The organism is Cecembia rubra (assembly GCF_003014575.1).
GTDB lineage: Bacteria > Bacteroidota > Bacteroidia > Cytophagales > Cyclobacteriaceae > Cecembia_A > Cecembia_A rubra.
Map to the genome: position 1 here is coordinate 795,879 of NZ_PYGF01000001.1, position 16,965 is coordinate 812,843.

Consider the following 16,965-nt stretch of genomic DNA (forward strand, 5'->3'; position numbering starts at 1 on the left):
CAGTTTATAAAACACACATAAACCATTGTCTATCATAAATTTACAAATTTTATTTACACTTACAACAAAATATTTAGCCCAGGAAAACGCCCAATTCTATTCATTCACAAAATACATAAGTCAATGCTACTGGATCATTTCAAATAGATCCTGGAAAGCCCATTGCTTTCACAGAATCTATTTCAAAACCAAGGGATATTATTTGGCCAATTTGATTTTTAATTGAACCCTATATACCCCGGAGGTTTCACCGATATAGCTCATATCCCAAGACCATCCCAGTTCTAACACTTCAGGAGTAATGTTCTGAATATTGTAGAAATATCCATTTTCCCTAAGATCTAATGAATTCAAATGAAGTACAGTACCTGCATTTTGCAATTTCCAGATCCCTGAGACGCTCTCACCTTTTACTAAAGCAGTAAACATCTCCTGTCCAGCGATTTGGATCTGTGGATCATATAGGTCAATTGGGCCAAGAAAGTTAAAGCTTAAATAATCCTCTGCCGTTGAGACAGCAGATGAAGAATTTGACCTCAAAACTTCTACCCCAAATTCTTCCAGTGATTTCTCCTCACCATTGACTTTAAGCGAAAGAAAATTTTCACCATCTGCTTTCCATTCCCCAATTATGGGATTAACCTCTGGAAAATTGTCCTCCAGATTACAGGCCCCGAAACTCACACAGAGCAATAAAAAACCCAAAGGTTTAACAATTAAATTTTTCATGATACTAATAATTAGTTGGTTTAATATGGTGCTTAAAGAAAATCATTTGAGATCTTCTGGCCATTAGGATGGATAATAAAAATGGAAAGTTGCATAACACGACCAAATCAATAAAAAAAATTTGATGATGAATGGCATCCAAAATGCCTGATGAAATTTCCCTAACAAATTCATTATTCAAAATCCAATTACAGGATTCTTTAAAATTTGCCAGTTGACCCATCCTTACATGAATGGGTGAATTCAATTTTTATGGAGCAACTCTCCTATTCAAATCCCAATCCATATGACAATTTAAACAACTATCAGATTAAAAACTTAAATCTCTTTTTATGAAAAAAGCAAGTCTATTTATCTTATCATGCATTTCTGCTTTATGCCTTTCCTGCATTGGGGAATTGACGGACAACTTTCCTAATCCCCCTGCTCCTCCACCTGTTGGTGTCCCCACTGAGATAGGAACTCCCATTGGTGAAGCCATCATTCAGGAAATCAGTCCAGAAGGAGGAAGTGTTGAACTTGGCAATGGCAAAGTAAAATTCATTTTTCCTACAGGGGCCTTCTCCCAAACCACATTAGTTAAAGTTCAACCCATTTCAAAAACTTTAAACCATGCGCTTGGAGTTTCTTTTGAATTGCAACTGATTGGAAATTCACTTAGAAAACCAATAGAAGTGATTTATACCTATTCCTCAGAGGATCTTTCTGGTACCGGACCGGATTTTGTCCATATGGCCCATCAGGACGACAATAGAATCTGGAAATCCATACGCAACCTTGAAATAAATAAAAGCAATAAAACTATCAAAGGAAGGATTTCTTACCCGGGAAGGTGGTCATTCTTTGCCTCTGCCATGATTCAACCTGGCAAGAAGAGTCTAGGGGTGTCTCAAAGCCAGGATTTGGAAATTGTGGGATACGAATACGAGCTCAGCCTTAGAACTGATCCTAAATACAATGACCTTTTGGCACCTTTGGTTCCTCCGGTAAGAATACAAAACAGTTTGGTAAGCGAATGGCTGATTGATGGAAAAAAGAGTGGCATCCAACCTGAACGTGGAACCCTTGGATTTTTGAACAATAATTTATCCCTTGCGAAGTACACCGCTCCTGCTATAGTCCCAGATCAACCTAACATTATGGTCTCTGCAGAACTTTTTCTGGGCAAGGGAAAATTCCTTCTTCTTTCCCATTTGACAATTGAAAATAAAAACAGATTTGAAGTTGGCCCATATGCTTTCAGCAATGCAGAAGTATTGATCGGAAGAGCAGGAAGTGTGCTGACCATCAACATGCTGAAGTCAAGCAACAACAATTATGAAGCTTCATTGGCATTTTTGATTCCAGGATTCCAAGGAAAAGGAACTTACAGCTTCTCAAACCTTGTCAGTGGAGGAGTTGAAATCATCAATCCATCCAAAAGCTTCAACAGTATCGCTTACGATAACAACTTAGAACCTTATTTCAATGGGAGCATAGTGATCCAAGAGAGCAGTAAAGTGGCAGGAGGAACTATTGAAGGAACCATATCAGGAACCCTTTATGAAAGAAGGGAAATCAACAATATTGTAAGCTATGAGCCCCACAATTTTCAGGCTTCATTTTCCGGTACTCTGGGCAACTAAGTAGATACAATCTTCACATGAAGGTGTTATTTAACTTCACCCAAAAAAACTCAACAATCTTATTTTCAATATTTTATAAAATATTTCAGCTTCAAATTAACCCAAACATGCGATAGGTTGATCCCTGAATAAAAGTGAATTTTACAATTAAAATTAAACCAACTACAAATGAAAAAAATCATTTTTAAATCAGCTTTGATCCTGGCACTTTCAGGTTCTTTGACATCTTGTTACACGCAAACCTATATGGTAGGAAATGGGCCTCAAAAAGGAGTAGAAACTACCGAAAAAAGTCATTACCTCGTGTATGGCCTGGCACCTTTAAAAACCGCTGATCCGGTGAAAATGGCAGGGGAATCAACAGATTATTCAGTAACGATTCAACATTCATTTATTGATGGCCTACTGAATGCACTGACATTTGGTATTTATACACCTACAACGACCAAAGTGGTCAAATAAGACCGAAAATTAAATTTTGCTTCATATTTTTTGAACTTGGGGCCGAAATCAAATTTCGGTCTCTTTTTTTTTATGGCTAGAACAATCAAAAAGAAAACCGCTATTGAAACATGCCTATCCATTTATTACTGCAAATATCAAGAAGTTACTTTCCCTCAAAATAAAGGTTTATTGAAATGAGTAATAGCTGCTGATATGATTTATGCAAATAATAGGATTGTTTCTATAAGGTTTGTTTTGCAGAAAAAATCGAATAAAAAAGCTGCCCCTATTTTTGAGGCAGCTTTAGTTTTTATATTTCGGTGAAATTTAACTTTAATTATGATGAAAACGTAAATTAAAATTCAATCTGGCAGAATGAATATTTTAACATTTTCATTTCGTGACCTTTTCTCTAGAAAAAAAAGTCACCAATCCAGTATAGTTCCAGGAGCAAGAATTTTGACCCTCTTTCCTGATGACAGACCAGCATGGCTAAATCCAACCTTGACGAAAACCATTTTTGCCTTTTCCCCTTTGTCTTGGTACTTAATTACCTTCTTGTAACTGATCCCTCACTAAAAAAATCTATGAATTCAGGCTAAATAACAATGCCAAAATTATTTTAGAAACTCAAGGTAATAAGCCAAGTTTACTTTCTCAAACCTGGAAGCATGCTGGGCTTCCACCCATCCTGATTTGATGGTCTCAAATACAGTAGGTTCGGTTTGATGAAGTCCATGTAATAAGTCCTCTATTTCCTTTTTAACCCTCTCTTCTATGGTCTTGCTCACCAAAACGGGCCCAAGTGGAATCGCATCTGAAATCCAAAGTATATTGATTTCCTCTTTTCTATTTCCGAGGGCATGTAAATCATTGGCACCAAATGCTGCCAGATCGGAGTCACCTGAAAGTATGGACTCCAATGCTTTCATATGATTCCCAGAAAAATCAATACTATTAAAGTACTCATTCAAAGGAATAAGATTTTTAGATTCAAGTTGCTTTATGGGAAACATAAATCCGGAAGTTGATTTTTCATCTACAAAGGAAAATTTCAAGTCCTTTGATTTTTTCATTACTCCTTCCCAATCTGAAATTCCCGATTGCTTGGATGCAGCAATAACAGAACGGTAACTTGAGCTAGACCCCGAATCATCAATCAAGGCTCCGGCTATGTCAAAATCCTGGGCTTGTTCCAAATAACCCAAATAGCCGGATGTGCTGATAAATACTATATCCACTTCATTTTGAAGCATGGCCTGTATCAGGTCATCAACCGAGGGAAAGGAAACCGTAACAACCTTATACTCTCCATCGAGTTTTTCCTGTAACAAACTGGATAGGGGCAGAAGATTTTCCATTCTATGGTGTATTCCATAAGTGTAAGTCCCTAAAGTGAGGAATTTTTTTTCTTCCTCTGCAAAGGAAGCCCTGAAAGTCAGAGATAATAATAAGGCAAGTATTAATGAGAAAATTTTCATATTGAGGTCTTTATGATGTAGGATATTTTTATAGATCAAGATTTTCAAATAATAATAGGGAATCCAAAAACTTATCATCAGATACCCATATTACAGGTCTTTGTCAGACCAAGGTCTTTTCTTCCAAAGACTTGAGTAATTTAGAGAATACCAAAGGGTCCATTTCAGAACCTATAACATTCACTAATTGATAAAAAAATGATTTTGGGGCATTGGCTTTAAGTCCTGCCAAAGCCATCATTCTTTCGGATGGATCTAAAGCAGGAATGATATACTTGAACCATCTCAAAATCTTTTCAGGCGTAAATGAAGAAACAATGCTGTGGTGCTGTTGGATCAATTCTTCATCACTGTAATTTTCCCAAACCAACTGAAGGACCATCCTCTCCTCAAAAATCATGTGCGACAAATATTTTGAATGAAACTCAGAGAAATCCAAAAAGTAATCAAAGAAATTCTCAGGAGAATTGCCCACTTCAAGTGCATTGACTTTTTGCTCCAACTCAGCCACCATACCCTCCAAATACTCATGTTCTTCATGGTTTTCAACAGTGCTTCCAAGGCACCTTCTCTCCAGCTCGGGTAAAATCACATGATCCTCCACATGGGCATGCTGTTCCAAGAGGAAAAAAAGTTCATTGGATAACATTTTCAATTTCTTCACTTCTTCAGCTTTGGTTTGATCCAGATTACCAGCCAAAAATGACACTTTGCCAAGTAGGTACCTTAGACCTTTGTGCGGCAATAAATAGGGATTTAGTCTTAAAATTTGCATAGAACCTTTAATTTTTCTTTCCCTAAGGATGGTGAAAATCAAAGGGAAGTTGCAGGCTGTTTAAAAACCACATGATGATGTGGTTTCCTCCCAAATGACCCATCTCGGTGCAACCTAACCACCATGCCAGCCATCTTACAGAAAAACCAACTATAACCATGAATAAAATATTGTTATTTCTCCTTGTATTCTGGCTATTTACCTTATTTCAAGGAAATTCCCAGACCCTGTTGCCCCCATTAGAGGAAATGCCGTTATCCAAGAAAGCTTTTGTATTACTAAAAGACGGCAGCCAAATAAATGGAGAATTACTCAATACCACCTCTGGACGTGGCATCAATAAGGTGGTTATCAGAGATGATTCGGGACAAAGGCATGAACTTAAGGCTGATAAAATCTTTGAATTTGGAATATTTTCCAATGATCTTGTAAAAGCCCAATACCTCAACGAAAGTTCTGCTTCCATTAAAGCACTGTTTAAAACAGATCGAAGTGCAGTCAAATTAAATGACTATGTGGTTTTTAGAAATGCTCAACTGAAAGGTGGAAAAGAATTACTATTGCAGCTACTTAATCCTCATTTTGATGATAAAATCCAGGTATATCATTCTGTAAATTCAAGAAAAAGCACTGCATTGAGAAAAGGAACAATTACGGTTACAGGTGAAATGCAAAGAGCTTATTTGGTTTCAAAATATGGAGCTCAGATTTCCAAGGTTAAAAAAGAAAACTATAAAAAGGCCTTTGAAAATTTATTTGAAGACTGTCCTAATTTAATAGAAATCAGAAAACCAAAATTCCAAGACCTCGGAAAGCATATCTTTTATTACACAAATGACTGTAAAACCATTGCTGACAAATATTTTTTGGAGGAGTAAGATGAGAACAGTATCAGTGAAAAATCTCACCTGGGGTACTTTATTAATTCTTACAGCCCTAGTTGTTTGGTTACATTTTTTTAAGGATAAATCACCCAATGTTTTTATTGAAGGAAAAGCATTGGGTGTTTTCTATTCCATTTCTTTTGAAGGAGATCCACAGTTGGAAAAATCAATTGATTCTCTGATCCATGAAATTGATCTAGCGGTAAACCTTCAACTCCCCAATTCTGAAATTTCAAGGTTCAACCGTTTTGGAAGCATAGAAAATACATCAAGTCATTTGTCGACCCTCCTTGAATTATCAAATTTTTTCCATTTTTTATCAGGTGGGGCAGTGAGCCATACTATGTTGCCTTTAATTAAAGAATGGGGCCGGGAATTCTCCAATCAAAGACAGATGACCAATGAAAAAGTTGAAGAATTGGTAAGGTTATGTGACATAAGAAATGTGGAAATAGGAACTAATATGATCAAGTCCAATCAGCCGGGCATTATGCTTGATTTAAATTACCTGGATAAAGGATATCTTATTGATCAGCTTTCCGATTTCCTAATGAAAAACAATGTAAAAAACTTTCATATCGAATTCGGATTGGATGGAGTCACTTATGGCTTAGGCAAAAGAAAAAACAGTTTGAACTTTTTAAATAACCTACCTCCGGAATTCATGAAGAAATATTCAAAAAAACTAAATCACAGTTTTAACAATACAGCTTATTCAAGCTCAGGAAACCTAAACAAGTTCTATGTTGATGCCAAAGGGAATAAACATTCCCACCTGATTGATTTAAGGACTGGTTTCCCCATCTCCAATGGGATTCTGGCGACACATATTACTTCTTCCCGTTGCGTCAAAGCCGATGCTTTTGCCACAATCTGCATGATCTTGGACTTGGAGGATTCCATTCATCTGATCAACAATGATCCTGACCTGGAAGGTTTGATAGTCTATAATCTGAACGGAAATCTAGAAATTTGGAATTCTTCTGGTTTCAAAAATCCAAAAGAAAAATAGATCTAATCCTTGACCCAAATAAATGTACTTCAACTAACTCGAAATCCACTACTTTTCACTGGAGCTGGTTTTTTTTATCTATTTGAAGTCAAGAATCAAAAGCCTTAAGCAACTATTTGATCATCACACAAAAATGTGATTTTTAGCCTGTTGGAAAATTAGTTGACAACCCGGAAGGAATTAGATCCATCTACAATGAAAATAAAAAACTAACACAATATCAGAAATTATGAAAAGCAACAAAATCTTTGAAAGAACTACGAAAGTATATGTGATCTTTTCTCTTTTGAGTCTTCTTTATGTAAGTATCATGGCCCTATTTTCTCCCCAACAGGTCATGGATATGGTGCAGGTTAACCTGAACAATACTGATGCCATAAGTTCTATCCGTGGAGTGTATGGAGGTGTTGGTATTTCAATTTCTTCCATGCTAATTTTCCTGCTATTCAAAAAACATGAATGGGCTTTTGGTTTTTTGGTGATGTTTTGGGGAAGCTATGCCATAAGTAGGGTTCTGACAATACTTTTGGAAGGCAATTTGGGTGATTTTGGATCAAATTGGTTGATGATAGAGAGTTTCCTCTTCATTGTTGGTGCAGGAATCTTATTGGCTAAAAACATCTTTACTAAAACCGATGAACTGATCTACACCATGATAGACCAGAATAGGCTGTCTTGAAACTGTAAATAATAGGTCAATTAATAGATTTCTAACCTAAATAAGAGGATAAAAACCGGCTAAGTTAATTCAAATCAATTCCAGTCTCCAAAACAGCATGGATGAGATAGTAAACTTGGCGGTTTTTTTCATTAAAGCTGTTAAGTGCAAATCAGGGCTGAATCTTTGAATATTGACATTTTTTACTTTCTTAAATTTCAGTCTGAAGAAAGTAAAATACTATAGATCTCTTCCAAAATCTTCTCCGCTTCGACATGAATAGGGCTTTCGGTTACAGTACCTAAATTGATGGCCAAAAATATATAAAGTTGTTTGTCAGGAAAAAAATACAACTGGCTACCTGAACCAAGTCCCCCACCACTATGCCCCAAAGCCGGTATTCCTGAAAATTTGGTAAAAGAAATACCCAAACCATAAGCAGGTAGTCCTTTGCTATTGAAAACCGGTTCCTTCATCATTTCCAAAGTTTTGGAATTGATCAGTTTCCCTTCCATCAAACCTTTCAAAAATAACAATGCCTCTTTTGAGGTGGTTATGATTCCGTCATCTCCAATCATTGAGGCCACATTGCTGTTTTGAAGAACTGAAATATTTTCTAATTGATTGTTGCTATACCTGTCCCAATAACTTTGTACTAATCTCTGGCCAAAATCATTTCCTTGACGGATCCGGTAATGGGTATCAAGCAAACCTAGTGGTTTGAAAATCTTTTCTTGCATATATGCTTGGTGGTCTCTTGTAATATATTCGGCAATGAGAGCCAAAATCAAATAGTTAGAGTTTCGATAAGAATATTTTGACCCTGGTTCAAAATCAGGTTTTTTCCTTTTGATGTATTTCAGGTATTCCTCAGGTTCAAAAATCCTTTGAGGGTTTTGTAACAAGTTTGTTACATAATTTGGATCATTATTGTATTCAGGAATTCCCGATGTATGATTCAATAACATCCGGATACTCACCTTGCTTGCATTTGGTATCTGCACAGAAAGTGAAACAGGTAAATATTCCTCAATTGTTTTGTCCAAATCCAAGCGTCCTTCTTCCCAAAGCTGCAGAATACTAACTGCCATATAGGTTTTGGCAATACTCTGAATATAGTGAAGGTGACAACTTTCCATAGGCACTGGCTCCTCGATGGAGGCGTAACCACTGCTCCAAATCTGAAGAATTCCATCCCTATTCAACACCCCAGCTACAGCCCCCGGTATCTGATTTTGGGTCAACTTGTCCAATGCTTTCTGAACAGCTAAAGCATTTTGGCTATTATCCGAAATAGCGGTCATCTCACAGGATTTGACTTCCAAACCTTGAGAAACTAAATTTCCCCAAATAAGAAGGAGGAAAAACATTATTCCGATAAATGTTTTAATTTTCATGGTTGGGTCAGTTTTTGTGGCTTGGGCTATATGAAGGATAAATACGAAGCCCAGTCTGGATCAAGGTCTGAGGTACGATGGGTAGGGTCTTGTTGTATTTTGAAAGAAGAAGCATTTGGTAACCTGCAAATGGTGAAATGAACAGATCTGATGCATAATTATAATACCCTGTACCAATACCAATAGGCAATGCCAACATACCTTTTCTTTGTTGATCAGATTTTACCCATTGACTACCCTTTTGCTCCCAAGGTGAAGATGGATGCTTGGAGAGCATATAGCCCATTCCAAACTTAATTTCCGTAAAAAATCCATTACTGATCATCGGTCGCCATGCGGCTTGAGAAGTAAACAAAAGTCCATTTCCAATTCCTTTGTTTTTGACCCAAACCACATCAAATTGTTGCACCCAATTCCGTTCACCATTTAGACTTACTTCTGTTCCAATCCCAAATCCCACATTTTTGAAGTTTGATTTTATATCCTTGAAAGGCATTGAAAGAGAATGAAACTGCATGCTGAGTACAATTGGGAAATTTCGATATTCCCTATCCTGTTGGGACTGGCCATAGGTAAGCCGACAAGTTAATCCGAGGAGTAAAAAGAAGATAACTTTGGCCGATTTCATAGTCAAGAATTTTATCCAAAACTAAGTAGGGATATTGGGAGAAAAGTACATTTCAATTAATAGATCCGGTGAATTGTATGTAAATTACCTTCGAAATGTCAGTTCTTGGGCATAAACCAGGTACGAAATGCGGGAGCTTTTGTACGGCTTATTGTCAGGTCGGGCAATGAACTGAACTCTCCTTCAAGTTGAACCTCCAATTTCCCATTTTCAATCCTTTTGAAACCCTTTACTAATTGTCTGTGCACCAAAATCTGTCTATTGATTCTGAAAAAATCTAATTCGGGAAGCATTTTTTCAATTTTGTCCAAGGAAGAATCAAGGTAATACTTATTGTTCGAAAAGTCTGTCAATTGGACATAATCACCATCAACTTTAATGTAAAAAATCTCCGGAAATTTGACCAAGAGGTTTTTATTACCCGTTTTAACATTTAACCCAGTTCCCTTGGGGTTAAATTGATCTGAGTTTTGAATGCTCGCTTGCCATTCATGAAAAAAATACATCCCTATATAGTAACCATTGATTACAAGAAACCACACCGCTATGATCAATAGGTCCTTGGTATAGAAATCAATTGGGGCAAACTCCCCTTTTATTAAAATGCTGAGGATTTCTGTAGTGGATGCAATGAAAAAAAGTCCCGCAAAGGTCGTCAATAAAAGCTGAATAGAGATTCTTTTGATTGGGTCAGCAGAATAAGGGATTTTTTTATCTAAAGTTAAAATCAACCACCTGACAATCCACCAAGCCAAATAGCCTTGTACCAAGTCAATTAGAAAACGGTTGATGAAAAAGCTGTTGAAGGAAATATTAGCATAAGTCAAATGGAAGTTAATGGCATTTATTATGGGGATAGCAAACAAAAAAACCAAAATATCTGGATGATAGCGGTATTCTTTGTCTTTAGAATTGATTTTTTCCATTTTAATCCTTCAATGAATATGATCACCGTAATTTAAGCCATAAAACAGCTAAACAAAAGTACTGAAAAGGAGAATCGAAATTCTGGAAGGTGAAGGCCTCAGCGACTATTTAGGTAAAAACAATGCCTTTATCTTGGAAGAATAGATCGAATCTTATTCAAAAATTTCCAAAACCAAAAAGGACAGTTGACAATAAGCCAAAAAAAGGAGCCGGGCTCCTTTTTTTGTTTATTTTATAATATATCTTACTGAAACACTGCCATCTAAGAAACTACCTCTCCAATGGTTGAAATAAAAATAGGGAATCAAATCCAAGCTGATCGTAAGCGGGATTTCTTTAAACTGGTATTCCAGTCCTCCAATTCCAAGTAAACCTACTGCAGTAAAGTTTCTGTTGTAATAATATGAATCGCATCTTGGATCCCATGGGTCCCTGCACCTCCCTCTTCTCGGGTGATAGTAATAATAATATCCGTCATAAAACCCTAGCCTAGCCCCTAATCCGTAAACCCAAGAGAGCTCAGAAACACCAAAGGCTCCTGGTTTATGCCATTGGTACATTCCGGAAAGAGAAATACCATGCCATCTGGATCCTAATACCAGTTCTATGGCCCCATTTGGATTTGTAAAATGTTTAAATGATATGCCGGAAGTAAATCCACCTCTTAAACCCAATGCAGTGGTATATCCAGAACCGCCATAAGACCTGCTTCCACTTCTGGATTGGGAACTGGAATTTCTATTTGCTGAAGACCTTTGTGTGTTACTGCTTGACTTGGTTTGATTTTCAGACAATAGGGATGAACTGACATAACCTGTATTACCATTGTAACGAACTTTTGTCCAGGAACCTTCCTTACCGACAACAATTACTTGCCCATTCTGTGGGATAGTTGCAATTACTGTATTATTGGTTCCTGGACCACTTCTAAGATTTGCGCCCACACTGGAACTCACATAAAGTGTTTGGGCATTGACCTCATTGGAAATAATGAAAATCACCAATGATAAAATCAATAAACTGTAGAATTTTTTCATAGTCGTAACATATTAAGCAATTACCCAATTATGGGTAAGCATAAAGAATAAAATAGATGTGTATAGAATTAAAGGCGTAAAGAAATCAATAAATCTGAAAGTCGATCAGCAATTTTCCTGCCATAAATTCAAGTGGAATGTAAAAATGAAATGCTTAAATATCTGTCCAAATCAATCGTTCTATACTTTCTCAAAGAAATCTTCTCAAGAAAATCTTAAAATTCCAATTCAAATAGTTCAAGTGACTTTCCTATCCAATCCTCATTGGGAACAGCTCTAACCTTAGGAGGAATGCCAACAAACTCAAATTTTGCCTGCTGCTCGTACCGGGTAGTGCTCATTTTGAAATTGTAACCCAATGGGGTCTTTACTGAAAAAACATTACCATATCCCTTGTAACCACCGGAATTATCACCATAAGTAATGGCTTTTTTGCTCTGATGAGCAAGTAAAATAAAGTTTTCACAAGTGCTGGCACATCCGCGGTCCATGAGCACAACAATTTTTTCAGGCATTGAAGGCAATAATTCTTTTTGGGGATGATAGGTAAGGTTATAACGATTGTTTATCCCCATGGTGCTTTTGAAAATAAAATCCTTGGTGCCAAACCTAAAACTTATCTCTTCTATACCACTTACAACTGGATCAATCATATTGACAAATTCACCCTCCCCTGCATTTTGAATTTTTAAAATCATTTTCTCAACATGCTCAATTGTTGCTCTGCCATACCGGAGAGAATCAGCTTTCAGATTCTGTAATAGATCCTGGTATGTTATCAGATTATCTTGTGTGGCGTATATCTGTGGCAATTCATTTTTCAAGGTATCTGTATAAAATAATGGGTAGAATGGAGCCAGTAATGCATCACTTCCTCCTCCATTTCCTCTTACATCAATAATCAAATGAGGCAAATTTAAAATTTCATTCTCATGGGCATTAATAAGAGAGTCTAATTCATTTTTAAAATACCCATCAAATGTCCTAATAGCAAGGTAGCCAGTTTGTTCATCAATTTTTTTGTACTCAAAAAGTTGCTGACCTTGCCCATTTCCTGGTGATATAAAAGTTTGGCCATTCTGAGAAGCCCCCAACTTAATCCATGTTCCCAATCTGTTTTCTTCCAAACTTACTGTTTCATAATTGAGACCATAAAACTTATAATAGAAAAATCCCTCAAATAGGTTTTCATCTAATTTTTTAAGTTCAAATTTCACCTGTCCAGGTTCCCATAATCTGGTTTGCGATTCTAGAATTATACCATAATAGTCACGAAAACCATTCTGATTCCTCAATAAAGCTACCTTATATGTCCCATCCTGACTTTCATAAATACCCTCGACTAACTCAGAATTTCCTGAATGCAGGTATGCGTCAATTTCCTCGGTATCAATTGGAATCCTTTCCCTTTGTTGAAATCTAGAAGATGAAAAGAACCGTTTCATTGACTCCTCATCATTTTCATCTACCTGGACTCCCATGTCATTGATTTGACTGTGATTATCTTTAAAATATGCCAAGTATTTTTTCAAATAGATAATACAATGATCATTTATACTGTCTCTTTGGATTGCTTTGAACAGTAAATCCACAAATTCTTCATACTCGACCCGGTTTGTCTCATTTACATTGTCTCCAAATGCTGGATGGTTCCTCTCCACATAACCTTTGAGAAATTCGAATTCTTCTAAACAGGGACAAACTTCATTTGAAGAAATCAAGGGAAAAGAGAAAGATAGATTATTGAAAATCAGTAATTTAAATAAGAGTAGCACTTTTGTTTTCATGATTTTTAATCCCAGTCTAATTGAAGAATTTTTCAATTTGCCCAGAAATCAAGCCGTTGATAACTTAATGGGAAAAGCAAACGGTATGCATATAGGGAACAGGATGAAAGGTCAATCCTTTAATTGAAAAACGAATATTATGATACTTAAACAGTCGGTAAGACCCGTCTATACCTCATTGATGGTGAAAAAGCTTTATTGGTTGCATCTCAAAAATTACCACTATCATTTATTTGCATCTCATTCCTAAGAAATTTGACATTATCTTGTAAACATATAGTGAAACTGTACCAAACCACTTTCAAAATTCCTTGTACTTACAAGCTTTAAATTACTTGCCGGAATCCCCTTGGAAAAAAGAGGAATCCCGTCCCCGAGAAGAACTGGGACAATTGAAATGATCATTTCATCCATTAAGCCAGCATCAAGTACCATCTTTACTACCTGCGCGCCTCCTACAATGAATAGATTTCTTCCCTCCCTTCTCTTTAAGCGATCGATCAATGTTTCAATATCATCGGAATAAAAATGAACTTTTCCTATACTTTCTCTCAACTCTCTTGTAATGATATATGTCTCTTTGCCTGCATAGGGGAATTCTTCGACCTGGGACATTACCCACTCATAAGTCCTTCTTCCCATAATTACAGTGTCTACAGAATCTACAAATTCAGCATATCCATAATCTTCCCCTTCTTTGGCCACAGCATCCAAAAAAGAAAGATCATCACCCTCCTTGGCAATAAAGCCATCTAGACTACAGGCTATATACAAAATCACTTTTCTCATTTCTCAATTTTTACTGTTATCATTTTTAAAATATCTCCTTTACCTAATATTAACCGCAGTCAAATAAACCCAAAAAATATATAGAATTTGTATGGGTATCCTTAACCATAAATAGTCCAATCCTTTCCCATCAAAAGTACTTTTTTGAATGTCAATATGATTTACAGCGGCGTGGACGTTTGCCGGAAGAACTAATATAAAAAATACAATCAACAACCAACCGACATATTTTCTAACAGCTGGAATAAATAATCCAATTGCTGCTATGAATTCAATTATTCCCGTAAAGTAAATTATCTCTGTTTTTAATGGCACAAATGTAGGCAACATGAGGACCATTCCTTTGGTAAATAAAAAATGTCCAATTCCTGTAAATATCATCATGGCAGACATTGCAATTCTACCTGATAACTCAAGCCGGAAATTTCCATAGAAGACCCTGTTTGCTATTATGGAAATTATGAAAACACATAGTAAGAGTATTAAAGGCGTCATAATTAAGTCAATTGAACTTAAAGGGACCCCAAAATCATATGGAATCCCTGCAGGTTTTACTTTCCTCTAAAGTTTAAAATAGGAAAATGTCGAGTTGTCTAGATTGGTAATTTTCAACTCCCAAAATGCAAGTCCTGACAAAGGATGAAAAACCCTTTTGATTTCATATTTTAACTGCACAAGTCCTGGCTGGACATTTTCGTCATAGTTTTGGTCTGTCTCACAGCTTAGGTAAAATTTACTTCTCCAATAATTTTGCTGCAAAAGGAGTGTTTGGGCATTTTTTTGAAAAGTACCGTTAATATACTCGGCAGCATAAGATATGCAGGAAGGATCATTTTCATATTTTTCAGCGATCAACCACGTGAACTTGCCATCTTCTGAAAAACGGATTCCAAAACCACCTGCTTGATTGCTGTGCCAAGGGCCAGCTGCCCCACCAAACCAAAGACCGGTATTCCTATTGTAAAAATTGGGATCCAAATGGAAGAGTTCCTCATTGAAGCTCCACCAATCTACCCAATCCCCTTTAAGAGAAGGCAGTCCAGGGTTGGCCAGACTTTCAGGGAAAACGTAACCTAATGGGGTCGACCCAAAAACATTAGAAGTAGCAATATCTTCATTTACAGCCTGCAAATGAGTGGCATATACTCCATACCCTCCCGAATAATTGATTCTGGACATCCTAAGTATCAAGGTACCGGAAACTGCAATATTGGCTTTTTGGGGAATGCCTGAGAAGGAAGAAGATCCTGCAAAGGATACATCTGCCCTGGACAAAATATTATCAAGGTGGCTGCTTTGAAAGAAAATACCTTTCCAATTATGGTTACCATCCTTCACTCTTGCAGTAAAATCAATCCTCTGGGATTGATTTCCAACAGCTTTAAGATATCCATTTCCTGTTACATGGATCATTTTGCCAGCACTGATTTCAAAAGCAGCTCCGGGCATTACTTCCATTCCTGATTTGATTGTCAAATCAGAAGAAATCAAATATTTGGACCTATCATTAAATCCTGACCAAGTAACAGATGTACTGAGGTTCAACTCCCCACTAGTCTCCACTCCATCAAAGCCATTTTTATCTTTGAATCTGGAATGAAAATCCAAAAAGTGAACTTGATGAGCAGGAACAAAAGCAGCAGGACCTTCATTTTCGGAAAAACTATTGTTTTCAAACAGGGAAAGTATTGCATTGGGAGCCATATACATGCCATAGTTTTTGCTTTCCCGGATATTGGAATTAGCCAATTTCAATTGTGAAGGCTGATTTTGTCCATTGACCAGCAAGTTGGCCTTGGCTCCTGGCATCTCTAAAAATTCCGCACCTCCTCCATGGGCCATGTACACATGCTCTATTCTGTTTTCAACAGCGTTACTGTTAATTAAAACACCCTTCCAATACCCTTTGGATGGTTCTTCCCCAATCAAAAAAATTCTCTTATCCGATAGTCCTGATGCAAGGAGGGCGCCATTGACTTTCAGACCGGCATTTTCCTTGAAATGCACCACTACGCCAGGTTGGATTGTCAGATTAGCGTTTACAGCAATTTCCTTTGTGACTATGTAATCCGGAATAGCAGGATCTTCGTATTTATCTTCCCAAATGGTATCTTCATTGATATCCCTGGAAATATAGTTATTTGGCTCAAATGGAGGGTTTGAACCATCAGGTTTAGCCAAAATGGTGAGTTCATCTTTGGCCGAAATACTACCTTTGGAAACCGTAAATTCGAGTAAATAAATTCCTGAAAGGTCAGGTATAAAATTGGCTGTAATCTTGTCGCTTTCTTCAATAACAGATTGACTGCCTTCAGGCTTGGACTTAATGGCCCAATTGTAATGTAGGTTTCCAGTACCACCCTCCACTTTTCCTTGGAGCAAAACCTCTCTATTGACAACAGCCTCTTGGTTTTCCCCGGCAATAGCTTTAAGGTTAACGGGAATATTAGGTTCAATATCCTGATCACAAGATGAAAGTATACCCCATAAAAGAAAGGGCAGACACTTTAAAAACGGTAATCTTTTCATAAGAAATAATTGGTTCGGTTTAAATTTCAAAAACTCAGTCATGAGATCGAAATACATCCATTTGGATGAAAATTTGCGCAGGAAGGTTGCTTCAAAACTGGGACATCTATCAAAATCAGGCTTCTTACAGGACAGATTCAAAACCACATAATAAAAAAAAGCTTGAATTTGAGTTGAAAAACAAGATTTTGGGCTCCTATCTCATTTGATCACATAAAGATGTTATTTAACAGCCTCTTTGCTGTGATTAACCAAAGAGATCA

General features: G+C 36.8%; 16 protein-coding genes. 5 read left to right on the plus strand and 11 right to left on the minus strand.

Translation table 11 applies throughout. The annotated features are described in order from the left end of the window. Positions 1-198: 198 nt before the first annotated feature. The gene (locus CLV48_RS03235; RefSeq protein ID WP_106565767.1) at positions 199-729 is read right to left on the minus strand and encodes a hypothetical protein; all 531 of its coding nucleotides are present in this window, start codon (positions 727-729) and stop codon (positions 199-201) included. Between the two features lie 332 nt (positions 730-1,061). On the opposite strand from CLV48_RS03235, the gene CLV48_RS03245 reads away from it, so the two are divergent. Then, complete coding sequence (locus CLV48_RS03245) at positions 1,062-2,354, plus strand: hypothetical protein (RefSeq protein WP_106565769.1); 1,293 nt, start codon at positions 1,062-1,064, stop codon at positions 2,352-2,354. A 168-nt stretch (positions 2,355-2,522) separates the two neighbouring features. Beyond that, a complete protein-coding gene (locus CLV48_RS03250) occupies positions 2,523-2,816 on the plus strand; it encodes a Bor family protein (RefSeq protein WP_106565770.1) in 294 nt (97 codons plus the stop codon). Positions 2,817-3,415: 599 nt separating this feature from the next. Here CLV48_RS03250 and CLV48_RS03260 read toward each other — a convergent pair. After that, positions 3,416-4,279 (minus strand): phosphate/phosphite/phosphonate ABC transporter substrate-binding protein, encoded by an 864-nt coding sequence (locus CLV48_RS03260; protein WP_170068978.1) that lies wholly within the window; start codon positions 4,277-4,279, stop codon positions 3,416-3,418. Positions 4,280-4,382: 103 nt separating this feature from the next. After that, entirely contained in the window at positions 4,383-5,054 is a 672-nt protein-coding gene (locus tag CLV48_RS03265; protein ID WP_146140062.1) for a hemerythrin domain-containing protein, read from the minus strand. 158 nt (positions 5,055-5,212) lie between these two features. Between CLV48_RS03265 and CLV48_RS03270 the strand changes: the two genes are divergently transcribed. The 3 genes from CLV48_RS03270 to CLV48_RS03280 all read left to right on the plus strand — a co-directional run bounded on the left by CLV48_RS03270 (position 5,213) and on the right by CLV48_RS03280 (position 7,629). Next, positions 5,213-5,932 carry a hypothetical protein gene (locus CLV48_RS03270; RefSeq protein ID WP_106565774.1) on the plus strand — a complete coding sequence of 240 codons (720 nt, stop codon included), beginning with the start codon at positions 5,213-5,215 and terminating at the stop codon, positions 5,930-5,932. 1 nt (position 5,933) lies between these two features. Beyond that, on the plus strand, positions 5,934-6,950 hold the full coding sequence (locus CLV48_RS03275; protein ID WP_170068979.1) for an FAD:protein FMN transferase: 1,017 nt from the start codon (positions 5,934-5,936) through the stop codon (positions 6,948-6,950). Between the two features lie 229 nt (positions 6,951-7,179). Beyond that, a complete protein-coding gene (locus CLV48_RS03280) occupies positions 7,180-7,629 on the plus strand; it encodes a DUF4345 domain-containing protein (protein ID WP_106565776.1) in 450 nt (149 codons plus the stop codon). A 197-nt stretch (positions 7,630-7,826) separates the two neighbouring features. On the opposite strand, the gene CLV48_RS03285 is transcribed toward CLV48_RS03280, so the two are convergent. From CLV48_RS03285 to CLV48_RS03320, 8 genes are all read right to left on the minus strand, one after another. Continuing rightward, positions 7,827-9,005 carry a serine hydrolase domain-containing protein gene (locus tag CLV48_RS03285; RefSeq protein WP_106565777.1) on the minus strand — a complete coding sequence of 393 codons (1,179 nt, stop codon included), beginning with the start codon at positions 9,003-9,005 and terminating at the stop codon, positions 7,827-7,829. Positions 9,006-9,012: 7 nt separating this feature from the next. Beyond that, a complete protein-coding gene (locus CLV48_RS03290; protein ID WP_106565778.1) occupies positions 9,013-9,633 on the minus strand; it encodes a hypothetical protein in 621 nt (206 codons plus the stop codon). Positions 9,634-9,731: 98 nt separating this feature from the next. Further along, positions 9,732-10,559, minus strand: a complete 828-nt coding sequence (locus CLV48_RS03295; protein ID WP_106565779.1) for a LytR/AlgR family response regulator transcription factor — start codon at positions 10,557-10,559, stop codon at positions 9,732-9,734. A 228-nt stretch (positions 10,560-10,787) separates the two neighbouring features. Further along, on the minus strand, positions 10,788-11,597 hold the full coding sequence (locus tag CLV48_RS03300; protein WP_106565780.1) for an SH3 domain-containing protein: 810 nt from the start codon (positions 11,595-11,597) through the stop codon (positions 10,788-10,790). A gap of 215 nt (positions 11,598-11,812) precedes the next feature. Further along, positions 11,813-13,384, minus strand: coding sequence for a S41 family peptidase (locus CLV48_RS03305; RefSeq protein WP_106565781.1), 1,572 nt, complete (start codon positions 13,382-13,384; stop codon positions 11,813-11,815). Between the two features lie 261 nt (positions 13,385-13,645). Beyond that, complete coding sequence (locus tag CLV48_RS03310) at positions 13,646-14,173, minus strand: dihydrofolate reductase family protein (protein ID WP_106565782.1); 528 nt, start codon at positions 14,171-14,173, stop codon at positions 13,646-13,648. Between the two features lie 39 nt (positions 14,174-14,212). Further along, the gene (locus tag CLV48_RS03315) at positions 14,213-14,668 is read right to left on the minus strand and encodes a DoxX family protein (protein ID WP_106565783.1); all 456 of its coding nucleotides are present in this window, start codon (positions 14,666-14,668) and stop codon (positions 14,213-14,215) included. Between the two features lie 66 nt (positions 14,669-14,734). After that, complete coding sequence (locus CLV48_RS03320) at positions 14,735-16,702, minus strand: hypothetical protein (RefSeq protein ID WP_146140063.1); 1,968 nt, start codon at positions 16,700-16,702, stop codon at positions 14,735-14,737. Positions 16,703-16,965: the final 263 nt, after the last annotated feature.

What these genes read in the sequence shown, in the direction of transcription:
- CLV48_RS03320 (WP_146140063.1), bottom strand. Translation starts at nt 16,702, where the DNA reads ATGAAAAGATTACCGTTTTTAAAGTGTCTGCCCTTTCTTTTATGGGGT.
- CLV48_RS03310 (WP_106565782.1), bottom strand. Translation starts at nt 14,173, where the DNA reads ATGAGAAAAGTGATTTTGTATATAGCCTGTAGTCTAGATGGCTTTATT.
- CLV48_RS03295 (WP_106565779.1), bottom strand. Translation starts at nt 10,559, where the DNA reads ATGGAAAAAATCAATTCTAAAGACAAAGAATACCGCTATCATCCAGAT.
- CLV48_RS03275 (WP_170068979.1), top strand. Translation starts at nt 5,934, where the DNA reads ATGAGAACAGTATCAGTGAAAAATCTCACCTGGGGTACTTTATTAATT.
- CLV48_RS03315 (WP_106565783.1), bottom strand. Translation starts at nt 14,668, where the DNA reads ATGACGCCTTTAATACTCTTACTATGTGTTTTCATAATTTCCATAATA.
- CLV48_RS03265 (WP_146140062.1), bottom strand. Translation starts at nt 5,054, where the DNA reads ATGCAAATTTTAAGACTAAATCCCTATTTATTGCCGCACAAAGGTCTA.
- CLV48_RS03290 (WP_106565778.1), bottom strand. Translation starts at nt 9,633, where the DNA reads ATGAAATCGGCCAAAGTTATCTTCTTTTTACTCCTCGGATTAACTTGT.
- CLV48_RS03260 (WP_170068978.1), bottom strand. Translation starts at nt 4,279, where the DNA reads ATGAAAATTTTCTCATTAATACTTGCCTTATTATTATCTCTGACTTTC.
- CLV48_RS03280 (WP_106565776.1), top strand. Translation starts at nt 7,180, where the DNA reads ATGAAAAGCAACAAAATCTTTGAAAGAACTACGAAAGTATATGTGATC.
- CLV48_RS03305 (WP_106565781.1), bottom strand. Translation starts at nt 13,384, where the DNA reads ATGAAAACAAAAGTGCTACTCTTATTTAAATTACTGATTTTCAATAAT.
- CLV48_RS03285 (WP_106565777.1), bottom strand. Translation starts at nt 9,005, where the DNA reads ATGAAAATTAAAACATTTATCGGAATAATGTTTTTCCTCCTTCTTATT.
- CLV48_RS03235 (WP_106565767.1), bottom strand. Translation starts at nt 729, where the DNA reads ATGAAAAATTTAATTGTTAAACCTTTGGGTTTTTTATTGCTCTGTGTG.
- CLV48_RS03270 (WP_106565774.1), top strand. Translation starts at nt 5,213, where the DNA reads ATGAATAAAATATTGTTATTTCTCCTTGTATTCTGGCTATTTACCTTA.
- CLV48_RS03250 (WP_106565770.1), top strand. Translation starts at nt 2,523, where the DNA reads ATGAAAAAAATCATTTTTAAATCAGCTTTGATCCTGGCACTTTCAGGT.
- CLV48_RS03245 (WP_106565769.1), top strand. Translation starts at nt 1,062, where the DNA reads ATGAAAAAAGCAAGTCTATTTATCTTATCATGCATTTCTGCTTTATGC.
- CLV48_RS03300 (WP_106565780.1), bottom strand. Translation starts at nt 11,597, where the DNA reads ATGAAAAAATTCTACAGTTTATTGATTTTATCATTGGTGATTTTCATT.